19 protein-coding genes are annotated in these 17,160 nt (G+C 63.2%); 14 read left to right on the top strand and 5 right to left on the bottom strand.

What is annotated here, in order from left to right:
- Positions 1 to 4 precede the first annotated feature (4 nt).
- The 5 genes from AAC126_RS06225 to AAC126_RS06205 are packed head-to-tail and all read right to left on the bottom strand — an operon-like array spanning position 5 to position 3,696.
- Positions 5 to 400, bottom strand: coding sequence for a nuclear transport factor 2 family protein (locus AAC126_RS06225; protein WP_339851145.1), 396 nt, complete (start codon positions 398 to 400; stop codon positions 5 to 7).
- The gene (locus tag AAC126_RS06220) at positions 397 to 1,296 is read right to left on the bottom strand and encodes an NAD(P)-dependent oxidoreductase (protein ID WP_339851140.1); all 900 of its coding nucleotides are present in this window, start codon (positions 1,294 to 1,296) and stop codon (positions 397 to 399) included. The genes AAC126_RS06225 and AAC126_RS06220 overlap by 4 nt, the downstream gene beginning before the upstream one ends.
- Positions 1,293 to 2,003 (bottom strand): hypothetical protein, encoded by a 711-nt coding sequence (locus AAC126_RS06215; RefSeq protein ID WP_339851137.1) that lies wholly within the window; start codon positions 2,001 to 2,003, stop codon positions 1,293 to 1,295. Before AAC126_RS06215 ends, AAC126_RS06220 begins: the two co-directional genes overlap by 4 nt.
- 41 nt (positions 2,004 to 2,044) lie before the next feature.
- Positions 2,045 to 2,851 (bottom strand): TIM barrel protein, encoded by an 807-nt coding sequence (locus AAC126_RS06210; RefSeq protein ID WP_339851135.1) that lies wholly within the window; start codon positions 2,849 to 2,851, stop codon positions 2,045 to 2,047.
- Positions 2,848 to 3,696, bottom strand: coding sequence for an IclR family transcriptional regulator (locus tag AAC126_RS06205; RefSeq protein ID WP_339851132.1), 849 nt, complete (start codon positions 3,694 to 3,696; stop codon positions 2,848 to 2,850). The genes AAC126_RS06210 and AAC126_RS06205 overlap by 4 nt, the downstream gene beginning before the upstream one ends.
- Positions 3,697 to 3,846: 150 nt before the next feature.
- Between AAC126_RS06205 and AAC126_RS06200 the strand changes: the two genes are divergently transcribed.
- From AAC126_RS06200 to AAC126_RS06135, 14 genes are all read left to right on the top strand, one after another.
- The gene (locus AAC126_RS06200) at positions 3,847 to 5,598 is read left to right on the top strand and encodes an FAD-dependent oxidoreductase (protein ID WP_339851129.1); all 1,752 of its coding nucleotides are present in this window, start codon (positions 3,847 to 3,849) and stop codon (positions 5,596 to 5,598) included.
- A gap of 27 nt (positions 5,599 to 5,625) precedes the next feature.
- Positions 5,626 to 5,985 (top strand): cupin domain-containing protein, encoded by a 360-nt coding sequence (locus AAC126_RS06195; protein ID WP_339851127.1) that lies wholly within the window; start codon positions 5,626 to 5,628, stop codon positions 5,983 to 5,985.
- A 110-nt stretch (positions 5,986 to 6,095) separates the two neighbouring features.
- Entirely contained in the window at positions 6,096 to 6,305 is a 210-nt protein-coding gene (locus AAC126_RS06190; protein ID WP_339851125.1) for a PLD nuclease N-terminal domain-containing protein, read from the top strand.
- A gap of 110 nt (positions 6,306 to 6,415) precedes the next feature.
- Positions 6,416 to 7,462: an AI-2E family transporter gene (locus AAC126_RS06185; RefSeq protein WP_339851123.1), complete on the top strand. Its 1,047-nt coding sequence runs from the start codon at positions 6,416 to 6,418 to the stop codon at positions 7,460 to 7,462.
- A gap of 222 nt (positions 7,463 to 7,684) precedes the next feature.
- Positions 7,685 to 8,587, top strand: a complete 903-nt coding sequence (locus tag AAC126_RS06180) for a PRC-barrel domain-containing protein (RefSeq protein WP_339851120.1) — start codon at positions 7,685 to 7,687, stop codon at positions 8,585 to 8,587.
- A 98-nt stretch (positions 8,588 to 8,685) separates the two neighbouring features.
- Positions 8,686 to 9,018: a hypothetical protein gene (locus tag AAC126_RS06175; protein WP_339851118.1), complete on the top strand. Its 333-nt coding sequence runs from the start codon at positions 8,686 to 8,688 to the stop codon at positions 9,016 to 9,018.
- 2 nt (positions 9,019 to 9,020) lie between these two features.
- Positions 9,021 to 9,461, top strand: coding sequence for a hypothetical protein (locus AAC126_RS06170; protein ID WP_339851116.1), 441 nt, complete (start codon positions 9,021 to 9,023; stop codon positions 9,459 to 9,461).
- A 137-nt stretch (positions 9,462 to 9,598) separates the two neighbouring features.
- Positions 9,599 to 10,066 (top strand): NAD(P)H-dependent oxidoreductase subunit E, encoded by a 468-nt coding sequence (locus tag AAC126_RS06165; protein ID WP_339851115.1) that lies wholly within the window; start codon positions 9,599 to 9,601, stop codon positions 10,064 to 10,066.
- A complete protein-coding gene (locus AAC126_RS06160; RefSeq protein ID WP_339851112.1) occupies positions 10,063 to 11,613 on the top strand; it encodes an NADH-ubiquinone oxidoreductase-F iron-sulfur binding region domain-containing protein in 1,551 nt (516 codons plus the stop codon). The genes AAC126_RS06165 and AAC126_RS06160 overlap by 4 nt, the downstream gene beginning before the upstream one ends.
- Before the next feature lie 11 nt (positions 11,614 to 11,624).
- Positions 11,625 to 14,477, top strand: coding sequence for a formate dehydrogenase subunit alpha (fdhF, locus tag AAC126_RS06155; protein ID WP_339851110.1), 2,853 nt, complete (start codon positions 11,625 to 11,627; stop codon positions 14,475 to 14,477).
- 1 nt (position 14,478) lies between these two features.
- The gene (gene fdhD, locus AAC126_RS06150; RefSeq protein WP_339851108.1) at positions 14,479 to 15,303 is read left to right on the top strand and encodes a formate dehydrogenase accessory sulfurtransferase FdhD; all 825 of its coding nucleotides are present in this window, start codon (positions 14,479 to 14,481) and stop codon (positions 15,301 to 15,303) included.
- On the top strand, positions 15,300 to 15,512 hold the full coding sequence (locus AAC126_RS06145; protein WP_339851105.1) for a formate dehydrogenase subunit delta: 213 nt from the start codon (positions 15,300 to 15,302) through the stop codon (positions 15,510 to 15,512). The genes fdhD and AAC126_RS06145 overlap by 4 nt, the downstream gene beginning before the upstream one ends.
- Positions 15,513 to 15,557: 45 nt before the next feature.
- Positions 15,558 to 16,445: a LysR family transcriptional regulator gene (locus AAC126_RS06140; protein WP_339851104.1), complete on the top strand. Its 888-nt coding sequence runs from the start codon at positions 15,558 to 15,560 to the stop codon at positions 16,443 to 16,445.
- A 126-nt stretch (positions 16,446 to 16,571) separates the two neighbouring features.
- The gene (locus AAC126_RS06135) at positions 16,572 to 17,081 is read left to right on the top strand and encodes a sigma-70 family RNA polymerase sigma factor (RefSeq protein WP_339851102.1); all 510 of its coding nucleotides are present in this window, start codon (positions 16,572 to 16,574) and stop codon (positions 17,079 to 17,081) included.
- Positions 17,082 to 17,160 lie beyond the last annotated feature (79 nt).

Here is a 17,160-nt window from a genome sequence, read left to right as displayed (position 1 = left end):
GCCGTTAGGTCTTGCGCTCCAGGGTGTTCTCTCCGGCCATATAGACGGCGACGGAGTTGAATTTTCCGTTCTCAATGCTGAAGAAATTGCAGTTCGACTTATAAACCTGCGTTCCGTCATGCAGCGTGTTGACGACCCGGAATTGCGTGGCGATTGTGCCATTTTCCGGGTCGCAGACATAATGGAAGCTGTCATGAAGAACGGCTTTGTGACGGCCCCATAGCTGCCGCATCATCCCGCCGATCTCTGCATGACCGGTGAGCATCACGCCATGGGTTTCAACGGAGAAGCGGCAGGTCTCCGTCAGTGTCGCAAGCACCTGATCCAGATCCTCTCCATCCACGCCGGAAAAATAGCGCTGCACCAGGGTGATTTGCGCCTCGCGCGTCATGTCTGTCACGCGTTCCGTCCGGGCCGGTAATGCGCGATGGTCTGCGCGATGCCGTCTTTCAGCGATGTGCGCGGCAGCGGGCCGAGCAGATCCCCGGTCGGGGTCGGTTCCATATGTGGCGGGATCGGCAGCAGGGGGCCGTCCCAGTCGATCCGCGCGCCCGGCACCTGATCCTGGATGGCCTCGGCGAGGACGCTGACATCGGCCCGCTCTCCGGACAGGGTGATGGTGTGGGCGCCTTCGAAGGGCTTCAGGGCCGCCGCCTCGCAGAGCGCCGCAACATCGTCCACGAAGATCAGATCCGCCTCGCCGGAATAACCGATGGTGTAGGGCCGTCCGGCCACTGCCTCTCGGCAGGCCACTGACGGACCGGCGGAGATGCCTGTTTCCCGTGCCGGGCCGTAGACGATGGCCGGGCGGAAACCGATGCTGGAAATGCTGGACTCGATCCAGTAGGCCCGGGCGCAGCCTTCGCAGGCCAGCTTGTAGGCGCCGTAATGGGTGACCGGGCTGAGATCCGCGCAGTCGTCCGGCGCCAGTGCCGAAGCGCTGCTGGCATAGGCGATGCCCCGCATGCCTTCCGCCTTGGCCGCCTCGAAGACGTTTAGCGTGCCGATCAGATTGACCCTGGCGCCGAGAACCGGGTTGGCGGCGCAGTCCGGGGTCAGCAGAGCGGCAAGATGGACCGCGAAATCGCACCCCCGCGCCGCGTCCCGGACCCGGTCGGTGTCGGTGATGTCGCCGATCACCCAGTCGATGCTGTCCGCCGCGTTGCCGATGATCTCGCGCAGGATGGAACGGTCTTCCTTGCGGTCGAACACCCGGGCTTCGATACCCCGGGCAAGCAGCCGCTTGACGAGCCAGGCGCCGAGGAAGCCGCCGCCTCCGGTGATCAGGACCTTCATTGTGCGGCTCCCGTACCGGCCATATCCGCAGCGGTGAGCTGATAGGCGAGATTATAGACGATGGTCTGCGGGTTGGTGACGCCGCTGCCGCTTTCGGCGATGACGGCCTCGAAGGCGGGGATTGCTGTTTCCAGCTCGGGAGCGCCGCTGCCCTCGATCAGCACCACCATGTCGAATTCCTTTTCCGCCATGCCGGGGCGCAGCTCTGTCTCCCTGGTCTTCACGCCGGAAACCTCGGTGCGGGCAAGGCCGATATGAACGCAGCAGGCACCGGTGACCGTGAGCAGGGTATCGGCGAGGCTCTGCGCCCGGGTATGTACCGCGTCCGGCCCGGCGCCGCTTTCGTAGTCGAGCCGGATGGTGGCCATCGCGCCACCGTCACCGACGCCGGCGGAGGCGATCCGGTCGCAGGCCACGCGCAGGAAGTTGCGGAAAGTCGGCTGCACCTTGTTGGACCACTCGGTCGGGTTGTTTAGCCGCTCGAGATAGGCGGGCGAACGGAAGACCTCCACATTCTCACCGCCATAGACCGTGCCGTAGCGATATCGCGGGACGGTGTGATTGATCAGCCGCTTGCCGATGGTGAAGCCCGGAATAGACAGTCGCTCCGGCATATGCTCGCGGGTGTGCCATTCCATATATTCGGTCCAGGATGGCGGGGCGATATCGTGCCAAAGCGCCAGAAAGGCGCTGCCGGTCAAAGCCATGATGTTTCACTCCCTTGGTTTATTATTTTGTGAGTTGGGTGTCAGTCGCCGAGCAGTTCCTTCGTTGCCTGCAGCGCCCGCCGGGCAACCTCGGAGGCTCCGGCGGTTCCGGCCAGAGCGTGGTTCGGAACCTCGACGCTGATGGTCATCCCTTCCGGGATCAGGCCGGCGATGGATGCGAGGTCGATGCCGCCTTCTCCGGGGATCAGCCGGGCCGTCCGGGCGACCCGGATCAGCTCCTCGTCCGACGGGTCATAGGGCACGGGGCCGTCGCAGATCTGCACATAGTTCATCAGGCCCGGCGGCAGGGCGGCGAATTCTTCCAGGGTGGAGGTACTGCGACCGAAATGCAGGCTGTCGAACAGCACCGCGGCGGCCGGATGATCGGCGGTCTCTACCATGCGCCTTGCATGGGCCAGATCCTTCACACCGGTCCAGGGCATGAATTCGAGATCGGCGGTCAGGTTGTAGGTGCCGAGCAGGGCGCAGAGGGCGGTGTAATTGTCCTGGCTGCGGACGTGATCGGGATCGTCGACGGCGACCAGCACGTGGCGTGCGCCGAGATCGGCAATCCGGTCGAGAAACGGGGTGAAATCCTCAAGCCGGGTTTTGGCATTCAGGCGGATCATCTCCGCGTCGGCCATGCTTACGCCGGTATCGCGCAGCGCGGCCTTCACCTCGCGCAGCAGGGCATCGTCCGTGAGCAACGGGAAAAGGCTGTCTCCCGGACCGGCTGGCAGCAGGCGGAAGCTCACCATGTTATAGCCGTGTTCGGCGGCAATGCCGACGGCAGCCACCGGATCGACGCCGTTACAGGTCAGATAGGCGAGGGAATAGGCGCGGGTCATCCGGATCTCGCCGTTCTGGTTCCGGTCAGGCCGGGCGTGCCGCTGGTCTCGCGCCCGAGCCGGCTGAAGAAGTGCGAGGCATCGGCGGCGGCGGAAAGTTCGGCGGCGGCTTCATTCAGGATGGGTGCCAGAGCGGTCACGCGCTCCCGGTCGAGCCGGACGGAGGGGCCGGCGATGGAGAGGCAGCCGACGACGGCGCCACCGGTACCGTAGCGGACGGGCACAGCCATCGCGGCCATGCCGATCATGTAGCTGTTCACGGTCAGCGCATAATCCTTGGCGCGGGCTTCGTTCAGGGCGCCCAGCAGCGCCTTCAGGGTCGGGGGCGCTCCGGGGCCGGGCTCGAATTCGGTCGGACGCAGGCCCTGCCGGTTGACCAGAGCCAGAGCATCCTCGTCATTCATGCTGGCGAGCCAGGCCTGACCGCCGGCGGTGCTGGCAAGATGCACCACAACACCCTGTTCGCGCCCCGGATCGTACCGTAGGCCGCCGGTCGCGCCCTGTGCGACCGCAACCCAGACCAGTTGGTCCCCGTCGATGACGGAAAGCCGGATCAGCTCGGCGCTGGTTGCCGCCAGCCGGTCGAGGATCGGCTGGGCAATGTCGGTCACGCCGGAGCGGCCAAGGAAGCTGAGACCGAGGGCGGACAGCTTGACGCTGAGCAGGTAGTCACCCTGCTCGCGCGCCTGCCGGACATACCCGAGCCGGGCCAGTTCCTTGAGCTGCCGGTGGACGCCGGACACAGGCATGTCGAGTAGGGCGGCAATCCGGCTGACGGGCAGGCCGGCCGGGTGCGTGACCATCAATTCCAGGATGCCGAGACCGCGTTCGAGGGCGCTGCTCAATGTGATATCCGCTCAAAAGTCTCCCCGTTCAACGGGGTGGAGGAAACCAGACTACATCTGCGAATATGAAAAATGGAAAGAGATTCTAATTTTTGAATTCGTTGGCCTATGCTTCGCCTGTCCGTCCCGTCCAGCAGGAAGATTTCATCCATGCCCGGCTCCGAAAGCACACCAGCAGAAAAACAGGCCGAAGTCTGGGATGTGGTCGTGCTTGGCGGCGGCGCGGCCGGGATGGCGGCGGCGGTCTTTGCCGCGCTCGATGGCGCGCGGACGCTCCTCGTTGAATGTTCAGGCTCTGTTGGCGGCACCTCTGCCCTGTCCGCCGGGACGGTCTGGATTCCGAACACGAGGCACGCCGCTTCGGCTGGAGCGGAAGACAGCCCGGAGCAGGCGGCCGCGTTTCTTGATGCCGCCGTCGGGAACCGGGCGCCGAAGGTGATGCGGGATACCTTCCTCCGCGCGGGGCCTGAAGCGGTGCGCCATCTGGAAGAAAACACGGCGGTACAGTTCCGTGCCCGCCCCTTTCACCCCGATTATCTCTTTGAGCTGGAGGGCTCGGTCGCGGGTGGCCGCGCCCTTGAAGCGCTGTCATTCGATGGCGGCATGCTCGGGAAAGCTCTGCATCTGTTACGGAAGCCGATCCCGGAATTCACGATCCTGGGCGGGATGATGGTCGACCGGGACGATATTGGCCATCTGCTGAAGATGACGCGATCACTGAAATCCCTGACCCATGGTGCCGGGCTGGTTGCCGGATATGCCGTGGACCGGATGCGGTATGGGCGCGGCGCGCGGCTTGTCATGGGCAATGCCCTGACCGGCAGGCTGCTGAAGAGCTTGCTGGATCTTGATGTCACGATATGGACGGATGCCGAGGTCACCGATATTTCCGCCGGTGCCGATGGCACGCGTGTCCGGGTCCGCAGCAAAGGCAAGGAAATCAGCCTGCATGCGGCGGGCGGGGTCATTCTGGCGTCCGGCGGGTTTGCCCGGCATCCGCAGCGGCGGGCAGAGTTGCTGCCGGAACCGCAACCTGAATTCAGTCCGGCGGCACCCGGTAATACCGGAGCTTTGCACGACATCGCTCTCAGGCTCGGTGCCCGTTATGGAGAAGGCGGCGCGCAACCGGTCTTCTGGGCGCCGGTATCGCGCCGCCGCCGGAAGGACGGCAGCATGGCGGTGTTCCCGCATTTCGTCCTCGACCGTTCCAAGCCCGGTATTTTCTCTGTTGGCCGGGACGGGCGGCGCTTCGTCAATGAAAGCCGCTCCTATCATGAGTTCGTGGTGGCGATGTATGGCGCGGACCGGGATGGCTCCACCATCCCGGCTTTCGAGATTACTGATGCCGACGGGCTCAGGAAATACGGGCTCGGCATGGTCCGGCCAGGCGGGCGCGGGCTCGGGCCGTTCCTGAAAGACGGATATCTGGTGCGGGCGGACTCGCTGGCGGATCTGGCCGGGCGGCTCGGCATCGATCAGGATGGTCTTGCGGACACGGTCTCGCGGATGAACCGCTTTGCTGAAACCGGCGTGGATCTGGATTTCGGCCGGGGGACGACGGTTTATGAGCGGGCCAACGGCGACCCATCGCACAGGCCGAACCCGACACTCGGCCCGGTCCGGACGCCGCCTTTCTATGCCATCCGGCTCTGGCCGGGGGATATCGGCGCGGCCACCGGATTGCTGACGGATACTGACGCGCGGCTGATCGATGCGGAGGGGAAAGCGATCGACGGCCTCTATGCCTGCGGTAACGACATGCAGTCGGTGATGGGCGGCGTCTATCCGGCGCCGGGCATCAATCTGGGGCCGGCCATCGCCTTTGCCTATATCGCCGGTCGGCATGCGGCGGCACGAAGCCGCGGGCCGCAACAAGAGCAGTCATCCGCCGAAGAACGCTAACGTAAAGAAAAACGGGAGGACGTATCCATGAGCAAAGCATTCATCCGCAACATTGCCGAGGTCGAGTGGAAGGAATTCCCCGGCCACCACGGCGGCGCGCTGTCCAAGCCGCTGGTCGCCGCCGATACCTCCGATGCCAGGCTGATCGATCACCGGATCTCCTGCTACCAGCCAATGGCCTATGTCGAGCGGCACAGCCACAGAGTGCAGGAGCAGGTTTATCATGTGCTGGAAGGCGAGGGGCTGATGGAGATCGCGGGCAAGAAACAGGTGGTCCGGCGCCATGACGTGATTTTCATCCCGCCGGGGATCGAGCACGCGATCCAGAATTCGGGCCTGTCCGACCTTGTCTTTCTGGTCATCACCACGCCGATGACGGACGGGTAGGCCCCGCGCGGCGGTTGATTTTCCGGTGTCGGACCTGTCTCCGGAGATCTTCCGGGGCACCCGTCAGGGAACCATCCAGGCATCGGCGCGTTGTTAAGGCAGAAACAACAATGCGAGTCGAAGCCATGGAAATCTTTTCAGGTCTATTTGCCCTGATCATTCTGATCGCCGATATTTATGCCGTGATCCAGGTGCTCTCCAGCGGCACTTCCGGCGTGAACAAGCTTGTCTGGACCCTCCTGATTATCGTGCTGCCGGTGATCGGCCTCATCATCTGGATGTTTGCCGGCCCGCGTGGTTCTTCCGGGGTCAGGGTCTAGGGACCTTGGAGCAGACAACAGAAATATCGCCTGCCCGCGATACGTCGCAGGCGGAGCCGAAGGATACCGTTAAAGCATCCTCAAGCCGCGCCCTCCACCGGAGGGCGCGGTTGCGTGATGTTCAGTCCTATGCGGTGATCGGTCTGTTCGTGCTCGCGGCGGGCTCGGCGCTCTATGTCGCGTCCGAGCTTTTCCTGCCGATCTTTCTGGCCCTGTTCCTCTGCGTCATTCTGTATCCCGCCGTGCGCACCATCAGTGCGGTGGGGGTGCCTGACTGGTGCGGTGCCCTGTTGGTGGTCGGCGGACTTGTCGGCGCCACGGGGCTTGCCCTGTTCCAACTTTCCGATCCGGCGATGTATTGGCTCGACGAATTGCCCGAGATCGTCAGAAAGCTGGAGCGCGAATTCTGGGGGCTGAGGCAATCCATCGAGGAAGCCTCGGAAGCGACCGAAAAGCTCAAGGACATGGCAGGCAGTGGCGGCGGTGGCGGCGGTGACACGGTTGTCATCCAGGGGCCGTCATTCCTGCGGCAGTTGGCCAATTATACCTGGCTGACCATGGCGCAGATCGTGATGACGCTCGGCCTGCTTTACATGCTGCTCGCCCAGGGACGCCGTGCGGCACGGTCGTTCATCCGCCGCATCGACAACCGGTCGGCCTTTGTCGATTTCATGGGCGCGGTGCAGGAAAGATTCTCCACCTATGTGCGGGCACTGACGGCGATCAATCTCTGTGTCGGTGCGCTGACCGCGCTGGCCATGCTGCTGCTCGGTATGCCGAACCCGGTCATGTGGGGGCTGCTGGCCTTCTTCCTGAACTTTCTGCCGTTCGTTGGCCCGCTGGCCATGCTGGCGATCCTGACGCTCGCCGGTCTCGCCAGCTTCGATACCTGGCTTTCCGTCGCGTCCGTGCCGGCTGCCTTCGCAGTGATCAATGCAGTCGAATGCTATGCGGTGACGCCGGTGGTGTTGGGGCGAAAAATGACGCTCAGCCCGATCCTGATTTTCATCTCGATGCTGTTCTGGACCTGGTGCTGGGGGATGCCCGGCGCATTTTTGGCGGCCCCGATCGCCGTCTTCGCGAAGCTTGTCTACGACTTCCTGATAGGCCAGCCGGCCGATCTGGCGCGATCTGAAGCGGCAGCGGAAAGCAAGTAAGAGACAATTCAAATTGTTCTGATTGTATCAGGCCGTTCTCAATTCAATTTTTGAAAGAACGGCCTGATTTCAATAAAAAAATATTCCACACAAAAAAATTATATTTAGCAAAAAAATCGGGAACTTCATTCGGGGTGAAACGTTTCTTTGTTGAGGGTGGCGCAATACAGGCCGCTCGCAAAACGGAACTCTATATTTCTTCATTAGAAGAGGAGAGAAACCATGATTCGCAAGCTTCTTACGACGACAGCTCTTGGTGCAACCATCGCTATCGGTGGGCTGATGACGGCAAATGCCGCCGGCTCCGATGCTGCAAAGGGAACGGGTGTTTTCGCCCCTAATTCCAGCACCTCCGGCAACGCGGAAACCGCCCCCTATCTGAAAGCCGGAACGGACCAGATTTTGGCCTCCGTGCTGATCGGCCAGTCCGTCTATGGCTCCAGTGCCAAGGACGCGGACCCGATCGGGGATATCAACGACGTTGTCATGACCACCAGCGGTGACGTTCTGGCCGCTGTGGTTGGTGTCGGCGGCGTGCTCGGCATCGGCGAGAAGGATGTCGCGGTCGATATCAGCCGGCTGAAATGGATCCCGCTCGAGGATGGCCGCCGTCTGGTGGCTGACGCAACCAAGGAAGAGCTGAAGAGCGCTCCGGCTTTTGACCGGGACCAGTTCGAGGATTACGCCACGCTCGGTTTTGCCGGTCCGGCCATGAAGAAGGTCGGTGAAGGCTTTACGTCCTTCAAGAAAAGCACCGAGGAAGCGCTTAATTCGATGACCAAGGACGGCGAGAAGCTGGTTACGGTCGATCCGTCCAAGGTGAAGAACGATGATCTGATCGGTGCCCGTGTCTATGGCGCGGATAACGAGGATATCGGCGAGATCGACAAGGTGCTGCGTGGTGCCGGTGATCGTGTCGAGGCCTATGTCGTCGATGTCGGTGGCTTCCTGGGAATGGGCGAGAAGCCGGTTGCCCTTGCCTCGGGCGCTGGCCGTCTGATGCAGAGCGAGGGCGGCGGTGACGTCGAAGTGCATGTGCCCTTTACCCAGGCACAGCTCGAATCCCACACGGCTTATTCGGACAAGGATTACAGCACGGCGCCGGATGCGATCATCCTTCGCTAAGCCATCCCTGACCGGGAAATGAGCTTCTGACATCTGGAAATCGGGGCGCTGCTGAACCGGCGCCCCGGATCCAGCCCCTCTTTTTAAAGGAGACTATCGTGGCTACCACCCAGACCAAAACCGCAGCCAATGGAACCGGTCCGAAGGCTGGCGATATCGAAGCCCAGCTCGAGGCCCTTCGTTCCGATCTTTCCGATCTGACGAACAGTGTGTCCGATCTCGGCCGGAGCCGGACAAGCGATCTCAAGCATCGTGGCGAGGAAGCCATGGCGAAGATTGCCGAGAGTTCTTCCGCCGCCGCCAAACGGGTGAAGAATGATCTCGACCGGATCGAGAAAGGTGTGAGCACGGGGGTTCGTGCCAAGCCGATCCGCTCTCTCGCAATTGCTGCCGGTATCGGCCTCGCGGTCGGTTATCTGGTCAGGCGCTAATCGTGCTTGACCGTCTGGCATCCCACGCCACCCGCATAGCCGCCTGGAACGCCGGGCGGCTGGCGGTGCGGACAAAGCGCAACACGGCCCTTTACGGTCTCGCCATCCTTTTTGGCCTGACCGCCTACGGGGCCGCTGTTGCCGCCGGCGGGCTCTGGCTTGCCGAGCGGGTCGACGCGATTGCGGCGCTTGGCATTCTGGTGCTTGTCTCCGGGTCCCTGGCCATCGCTGTCTGGACGATCACGGCGGCCGTCAGCGCTTACGAGCGCCGGCATGAAGCCGAAATCCGCCGGCAGAGCCTGAGCGCGGTTTCCGCTGCCCTTGCCGTGGCCCCGATAATCGGCCGCTCTTCCCCTCTGTTGCTCGCCCTCGCCGGTGCGGGTCTTGCCTACTTCGCTTTCAGTGGAAATTCCGACGATGCCGACGAAGGGGCGGAGGAGTAATCCCGGACGGCCAATCATAGAGAGCGCCGATTGACCTATCGGGATTAACGATTGGATCGGATCGGCTGCGTCGGGGAAGCTTTCTCTTCAAAGCTCGCGCAAAGCGGGTGTGAAACAGAGATAGCTGAGAGACTCCGATGCCACAGGCTTTACCTACTGCCGATGCGGCGCGCGCGATCTGCGCGCAACACGGGAATGCCGCTTCGGAGCTGCTGGAAATCCTGCATGATGTGCAGGACCGGCTCGGCCATATCGCTCCGGACTGCCTCCCCGTCATTGCCGACAGTCTGAACCTCTCCAAGGCGGAGGTTCATGGCGTTGTCAGCTTCTATCATGATTTCAAAACAGAACCGGACGGCCGTGTGGTCGTGAAGATCTGCCAGGCGGAAGCCTGCCGGTCGATGGGCGCCGTTGCGCTGACCGAGCAGATCCTGTCCCGTCATGGCGTGTCCCTGTCCGAGAAAACCGCCGCAGGCGTGGTGTTCGAGCCTGTCTATTGCCTCGGCAACTGCGCATTGGCCCCGACCGCGATGGTCGGTGGCGCGCTGCTTGGCCGGGTGCGCGGCGCGGATGTGGATGACGCTCTTGAGGAGGCCGCGCGATGAGCGTGAAGCTCTTCATTCCGGACGATGCGGCCGCCCTTTCGATCGGTGCGGACAAGGTCGCCGCCGCGCTCGCCGGTGAGGCGAAACGGCTCGGAATTGACCTGCATATCGTCCGCAACGGCTCACGCGGCATGCTCTGGCTGGAGCCGCTGGTGGAATGGGAGAGCACGGACGGACGCATGGCGTTCGGGCCGGTCCGCCTGGGCGATGCATCCGCGTTGCTCGCTGCCATTCTTGGCGACGGCAGGCATCCTCTGGCGCTCGGCCCGACGGAAGAGATCCCGTATCTGAAACATCAGGAACGCCTGACCTTCGCCCGCGTCGGCCTGATCGATCCCCATTCCCTCGCCGATTACGAAACCCATGGCGGTCTTGCCGGTCTGCGTGCGGCGCTGAAGATGACGCCGGAGCAGATCTGCGAGACCGTTCTCGATTCCGGTCTGCGCGGGCGCGGCGGTGCGGGCTTCCCCGCCGGGATCAAGTGGCACACGGTCCGCAAGCAGGACAGCACCGAGAAATATATCTGCTGCAACGCGGACGAGGGCGACAGCGGCACCTTCGCCGACCGCATGCTGATGGAAGGCGATCCCTTCACCCTGCTTGAAGGCATGGTGATCGCCGGCATCGCGACCGGCGCGCGGGAAGGCATGGTCTATATCCGCTCCGAATATCCCCACGCCATCGCCAAGATGAAGCGGGCGATCGAGGTTCTGGAGACTGCCGGCTGGCTCGGCGAGGGCATTGGCGGCAGCGATTATTCCTTCCGGATCAGGCTGCGGCGCGGCGCCGGTGCCTATATCTGCGGCGAGGAAAGTTCGATGTTGAACAGCATCGAGGGCAAGCGCGGCACGGTGCGCTCGAAACCGCCCATTCCTGCCATTCACGGCCTCTTCGGCAAGCCGACGGTGGTGAATAACGTGCTCACATTGGCGACGGTGCCGATCATCCTGGCACGCGGGGCCGCCTTCTATAAGGAATTTGGCGTTGGCCGCTCACATGGAACGCAAGCCTTCCAGCTTGCCGGGAACATCAGGCACGGCGGGCTTGTCGAAAAGGCGTTCGGGGTCAGCATCCGCGATCTGGTTGAGACCTTCGGCGGCGGCACGGCGACCGGCCGTCCGTTCCGGACGGCCCAGCTCGGCGGTCCGCTTGGCGCCTATATTTCCGAAGACATGCTGGATCTGCCGATGGATTACGAGGAACTCGCGAGGAACGACGCGATGCTCGGCCATGGCGGCATCACGGTGTTCGACGAGACGGTGGACATGGCCGAAATGGCCCGCTTCGCCTTCGCATTCTGCGAAGAGGAAAGTTGCGGGAAATGCACGCCCTGCCGGATCGGCGCGGTACGCGGCCGGGAAACCGTCGAAAAAATACTCCGGGGCGAGAATGTCGCCCGCAACATCGCGCTGATCGAAGACCTCTGCGAGTTGATGACGGACGGATCGCTCTGCGCCATGGGCGGTCTCACGCCGATGCCGGTGATGTCCGCCATCCGGCTGTTCCCGGAGGATTTTGAACGCAGCCCGGCCCTCGCGGCGGAATAGGGAGATCGAGCATGACCTACCAAAGGCAGAATGATCACGGCACGGCAGCGGGCGAGGGGGCGCCGGTCACACTCTGGATCGATGGTGTTGAGGTGAGCGTGCCGGAAGGCAGCTCGGTGATGCACGCGGCCTCCGTAATTGACCGGCCGATCCCGAAGCTCTGCGCGACCGATATGGTCGATCCCTGGGGCTCCTGCCGGATGTGTCTGGTGGAAGTCGAGGGTATGCGGGGCACGCCGTCCTCCTGCACCACGCCGGTCGCGGAAGGCATGCGGGTGACGACCCAGAACGCCCGGCTGGAGAAGATCCGCAAGGGCATCATGGAGCTTTATATCTCCGACCACCCGCTGGATTGCCTGACCTGCCCGACCAACGGCGATTGCGAGCTGCAGGACATGGCCGGCACGGTCGGTCTGCGGGAAGTCCGCTACGGCATGGACGGGGAGAGCCATTTCGCGCCGGAGAGCAAGGCCGGGATCGACACCTCCAATCCCTATTTCCAGTACGACCCGTCGAAATGCATCGTCTGCTCCCGCTGCGTGCGGGCCTGTGAGGAAGTCCAGGGCACCTTTGCGCTGACCATCGCCGGGCGCGGCTTCGAGAGCCGGGTGTCCGCCGGAACCGGTGCGGATGATTTCTTTGCCTCCGACTGTGTTTCCTGCGGTGCCTGCGTGCAGGCCTGTCCGACCGCGACGCTGGTTGAGAAATCCGTGGTCGAGAAGGGCATCCCGTCACGCAGTGTGGTCACCACCTGTGCCTATTGCGGTGTCGGCTGCTCCTTCCGCGCCGAGATGCAGGGCGACGAGGTCGTGCGCATGGTGCCGTGGAAGGATGGCGGCGCGAACGAGGGGCATTCCTGCGTGAAGGGCCGCTTCGCTTTCGGCTATGCCACTCACAAGGACCGGCAGACCGAGCCGATGATCCGCGACGCGATCTCCGACCCCTGGCGCAAGGTCTCCTGGGACGAGGCCATCGCTTTCGCCGCGGACCGGCTGAAGGCGGTGCAGGCGACATATGGCAAGGGTTCCATCGGCGGCATCACCTCCTCGCGCTGCACCAACGAGGAAGTCTATGTCGTCCAGAAGATGATCCGGGCGGCCTTCGGCACCAACAATGTCGATACCTGCGCCCGGGTCTGCCATTCACCGACCGGTTACGGGTTGAAGACCACCTTCGGCACCTCGGCGGGCACGCAGAACTTCAAGTCGGTGGAGAAATCCGACGTCATCCTGCTGATCGGCGCCAACCCGACGGACGCGCATCCGGTGTTCGGCAGCCGGATGAAGAAGCGGCTGCGCGAGGGCGCGCAGATCATCGTGCTCGATCCGCGCCGGATCGATCTCGTGCAGTCCCCGCACATCAAGGCGGCACACCATATCCAGCTTCGGCCGAGCACCAATGTGGCGGTGATGAACGCGCTGGCCCATGTCATCGTCACCGAAGGGCTGGTTGACGAGGCCTTTGTGCGCGAGCGCTGCGATACGGAGGAATTCGCCCGCTGGACCGCCTTCGTCGCGGAAGACCGGAACAGCCCGGAGGCGATGGCGGAGACCATCGGCGCTCCGGCGGAGGAAATCCGCAAGGCCGCGCGCCTGTTCGCTTCCGGCGGCAACGGAGCGATCTATTACGGCCTTGGCGTCACCGAACATTCCCAGGGCTCGACCATGGTCATGGCCATGGCCAACCTTGCCATGGCGACGGGAAATATCGGCCGCGAGGGTGTCGGCATTAACCCGCTGCGCGGTCAGAACAATGTGCAGGGCTCCTGCGACATGGGCTCCTTCCCGCACGAATTGCCGGGATATCGCCATATCGCCGACGATACGGCCCGCAGCCTGTTCGAGGCTGACTGGGGCGTTTCCCTACTGAATGAGCCGGGCCTGCGTATCCCGAATATGTTCGCGGCGGCGGTGGATGGCAGCTTCAAGGGCATGTTCGTGCAGGGCGAGGATATCGCCCAGTCCGACCCGAACACCCAGCATGTCGAGGAAGCGCTGAGATCGCTGGACTGCCTGATCGTGCAGGACCTGTTCCTGAACGAAACGGCGGCCTTCGCCCATGTCTTCCTGCCGGGCACGTCTTTCCTGGAGAAGGATGGCACCTTCACCAATGCCGAACGCCGCATCAACCGGGTGCGCCCGGTGATGACGGAGAAGTCCGGCCTCAGCGAATGGGAAGCGGTGTGCCGTCTGGCCAATGCGATGGGATATCCGATGTCCTATGCTGGTGCCCACGAAATCATGGATGAGATCGCGCGCCTCACGCCGAGCTTTGCCGGTGTCTCTCATGCCCGGCTCGATGCGGGCGAGCAGTTGCAATGGCCGGTGAACGATGCTTTCCCGAACGGCTCCCCGATCATGCATGTGGACGGGTTCGTGCGCGGCAAGGGCATGTTCATGGTGACCGAATATGTGCCGACCACGGAACGCAGCACCCGGATGTATCCGCTGATCCTGACCACGGGCCGGATTCTGAGCCAGTACAATGTCGGCGCCCAGACAAGGCGGACGGAAAACAACCGCTGGCATGGCGAGGACATTCTGGAGATCCATCCGTTCGACGCGGAGGAGCGCGGGATCGCGGACGGGGACATGGTCTCGCTGGCGAGCCGGATGGGAGCGACCACGATCCGGGCGGAAGTCTCCGACCGGATGCCGCAGGGCGTCGTTTACACCACCTTCCACCACCCGCTGACCGGCGCCAACGTCATCACCACGGATAATTCGGACTGGGCGACCAATTGCCCGGAATACAAGGTAACCGCCGTGCAGGTGAACCGCTCCAACCAGCCGTCCGCCTGGCAGGACGAGCATCAGGAAGCTGCCCGGACCAATTACCGGATCGAGATAGAGGCGGCGGAATAGGATGCAGGTGAGGCATTTCGACACTATCGCGCCGCCTGTTTCCCATGATGTTTGGGGCACGCTCTGTGGCGGAAACCGCGCGGAACCCGTGCGCTGGTCGATCGCGGAAGAGGTGCCGGTCGCGGTGCTGGTCAACGGCGCGCATTTCGCCGTCGTCATGGCGACCCCGGCGGATCTGGAAGACTTCGCACTCGGCTTTGCCCTGAACGAGGGCATCCTGCGGCAACCGTCGGACCTCCAGCGCCTCGCCATCGCCGAAGTGGCGGACGGGTATCTCGTCAATCTCAGGGTCAGCGATCAAAGAGCAACGGCAGCGGAGGCCCGGCGCCGGAACCTGCCGGCACGCGCGGGCTGTGGTATTTGCGGCGCCCAGACGCTGGCGGCGGCGGTTCCTGCCTTGCCCCGGATCTCCGGAATCATGCCCAATACGGACGCCGTGCTCCGGGCCTACCGGGCTTTCCCGGGCTGGCAGGAGATGCGGGCGCGGAACCGCTCCACCCACGCGGCGGCGCTCTGCGATCTGTCCGGTGAGGTTCTGGCCGTGCGCGAGGATATCGGACGGCACAACGCGCTGGATAAACTGGCGGGTTTCGCCGCCGGGCAGGAACTGGATACCTCCCGTTGCTTCGTTCTGCTCTCCAGCCGGATCAGCTTCGAGATGGTGCAGAAAGCGGCCCGGATCGGCGTGCCGCTGGTTGCCGCCGCCTCGGCGCCGAGCGCGCTGTCCCTGCGGGCGGCGGGGCAGGCGGGAATGACACTTGCGGTGGCACTGGACACGGAACTGATGATTTTCACCCCGGAACGGGCAGAGGAGCCGGCAGCATGAATTCCGAGGAACTGATCCGCATGGCGAACCAGATCGCGGAATTCTTCACGCCCTACGCCCATGATCACGCGGTAAAGCAGATCGCCCAGCATATCATCGACTTCTGGGATCCCCGGATGCGGGCGGCGATGACGGAAACGCTCAACAGCGGTGCCGAAGGGTTAACGGATCTCGCCCGCGAGGGTGTAGAATTGGCAGTCGCCAGGTAATTTAGTTTCACGACCCAGCCAGTCTCGCCTGAAAGTTTCCCTGTCATGGATATTCGTCAACTCCGGTACTTGATCGCGCTCGCGCAGGAAGAACATTTCACGCGCGCGGCCGAGGTCTGCAACGTCACCCAGCCGACATTGTCCGGCCGGATCAGGCAACTGGAACAGGAGCTTGGCGTTTCCATCGTCAAGCGCGGCCATCGCTATCACGGCCTGACGGGCGAGGGCGCGCGCGTGCTGAGCTGGGCCAAGCGGATTGTCGAGGATTGCGAGGGCATGCGCGGTGAGCTGGAGGCCCTGACGGGGGATCTGACCGGCTCCATCACCCTTGGCGTCATTCCGTCGGCCCTGCCGATGATCGCGGATCTGACCGGGCCGTTGCGCAAGCTCTATCCGCAGGTCGGCTTCACCATCATGTCGCGCACATCCAATGAAATCGCCCGCCAGATCGAGGATTGCTCGATCGATGCCGGGGTGACCTATCTGGATAATGAGCCGCTGGATAATTACCAGACCTGGCCGCTTTACCGGGAATCCTACCGGCTGTTCGTGAACAGCGATCACCCCTTCGCGGACCGGGAAACGGTGACCTGGGCGGAAGTGGCGTCCGTGCCGCTCTGTCTGCTGACCCCGGACATGCAGAACCGGCGGATCGTGAATGCCGCTTTCCGTCAGGCCAATTGTGTCGCCGTGCCGGAAGTCGAGAGCAACTCGATCATCAGCCTGTGCGTCCATGTGCAGGAGAGCAATCTCGCCGCCGTGCTGCCCGAGAATGTCCTGCGCATCGTCAAGGGGCAGGATCAGTTGCGGGCAATCCGGATCGTCGAGCCGATGGCGGAATATACAGTTGGTCTTGTTGTCCAGGATCGCGACCCGCTGCCGATTCTGGTGTCCTCTCTGGCGTCGATTGCCGAGACGTTCGCGGCGGATTAAACCGACTGCATGCTCCCTTACACAAGTGATGTTGAGAATCGTTCTCAATTAAGGTAGCGTCTGCCCGAATTTCACAGCGGACGCTTGCGCCGCGCGTTTGGCCACGGGCGGGGCCTCGGGTAGAGAATGTCGGAATCGCGGCTGGTTGAAGCGTTCAGGGAGAATGAGCGCGACCTGATCCATTTCCTGATGCTGCGGCTGAAATCGGCCTTCGCGGCGCAGGATCTGGCGCAGGAACTGTATGTCCGCGTCCGCAATCACGAGGATACCGAAGAGATCCGCAATGGCCGGGCCTATCTGTTCCGGATGGCCCAGAATCTTGCCGTCGATCATCTGCGCAAGGAAGCCCGGCATGCGGAGCTGCAGGAAGAAGCCGGGCGATTTCTCAATGAAGGGATGTCACCGGCCACACCGGAGCGGATCGTTCTGGCGCGGGAAGAACTGGCGAGAATGGAACGCGCGCTTGCCGAATTGCCGCCGCTGACACGAAAGATCTTTGCCCTCAGCCGTTTCGAGGAGAAACCGCAGCGGGAAATCGCTGCGCTTGTCGGGCTGTCTCCCGCCGGTGTGTTCAAGCATATCCGCCGGGCGATGGACCATCTGTCCCGTGCGCGTGATGGCGGGCTCGAAGAATGAGCGCCGATTGGGTAAACAATTGGCGGCGTCATTCGTCTTATCTAAGGACAGGGCCGGTTGCGGGCGTCAGCCCGGGCGG

The sequence above is a fragment of the uncultured Nisaea sp. genome (genome assembly GCF_963974195.1).
Classification (GTDB): Bacteria; Pseudomonadota; Alphaproteobacteria; order Thalassobaculales; family Thalassobaculaceae; genus Nisaea.
The sequence above is the reverse complement of the archived record's forward strand: the minus strand, read 5'-3'. Positions and strand labels throughout refer to the sequence as shown.

What these genes read in the sequence shown, in the direction of transcription:
- AAC126_RS06220 (WP_339851140.1), bottom strand. Translation starts at nt 1,296, where the DNA reads ATGAAGGTCCTGATCACCGGAGGCGGCGGCTTCCTCGGCGCCTGGCTC.
- AAC126_RS06215 (WP_339851137.1), bottom strand. Translation starts at nt 2,003, where the DNA reads ATGGCTTTGACCGGCAGCGCCTTTCTGGCGCTTTGGCACGATATCGCC.
- AAC126_RS06210 (WP_339851135.1), bottom strand. Translation starts at nt 2,851, where the DNA reads ATGACCCGCGCCTATTCCCTCGCCTATCTGACCTGTAACGGCGTCGAT.
- AAC126_RS06200 (WP_339851129.1), top strand. Translation starts at nt 3,847, where the DNA reads ATGCCCGGCTCCGAAAGCACACCAGCAGAAAAACAGGCCGAAGTCTGG.
- AAC126_RS06195 (WP_339851127.1), top strand. Translation starts at nt 5,626, where the DNA reads ATGAGCAAAGCATTCATCCGCAACATTGCCGAGGTCGAGTGGAAGGAA.
- AAC126_RS06190 (WP_339851125.1), top strand. Translation starts at nt 6,096, where the DNA reads ATGCGAGTCGAAGCCATGGAAATCTTTTCAGGTCTATTTGCCCTGATC.
- AAC126_RS06180 (WP_339851120.1), top strand. Translation starts at nt 7,685, where the DNA reads ATGATTCGCAAGCTTCTTACGACGACAGCTCTTGGTGCAACCATCGCT.
- AAC126_RS06165 (WP_339851115.1), top strand. Translation starts at nt 9,599, where the DNA reads ATGCCACAGGCTTTACCTACTGCCGATGCGGCGCGCGCGATCTGCGCG.
- AAC126_RS06160 (WP_339851112.1), top strand. Translation starts at nt 10,063, where the DNA reads ATGAGCGTGAAGCTCTTCATTCCGGACGATGCGGCCGCCCTTTCGATC.
- fdhF (WP_339851110.1), top strand. Translation starts at nt 11,625, where the DNA reads ATGACCTACCAAAGGCAGAATGATCACGGCACGGCAGCGGGCGAGGGG.
- fdhD (WP_339851108.1), top strand. Translation starts at nt 14,479, where the DNA reads ATGCAGGTGAGGCATTTCGACACTATCGCGCCGCCTGTTTCCCATGAT.
- AAC126_RS06145 (WP_339851105.1), top strand. Translation starts at nt 15,300, where the DNA reads ATGAATTCCGAGGAACTGATCCGCATGGCGAACCAGATCGCGGAATTC.
- AAC126_RS06140 (WP_339851104.1), top strand. Translation starts at nt 15,558, where the DNA reads ATGGATATTCGTCAACTCCGGTACTTGATCGCGCTCGCGCAGGAAGAA.
- AAC126_RS06135 (WP_339851102.1), top strand. Translation starts at nt 16,572, where the DNA reads ATGTCGGAATCGCGGCTGGTTGAAGCGTTCAGGGAGAATGAGCGCGAC.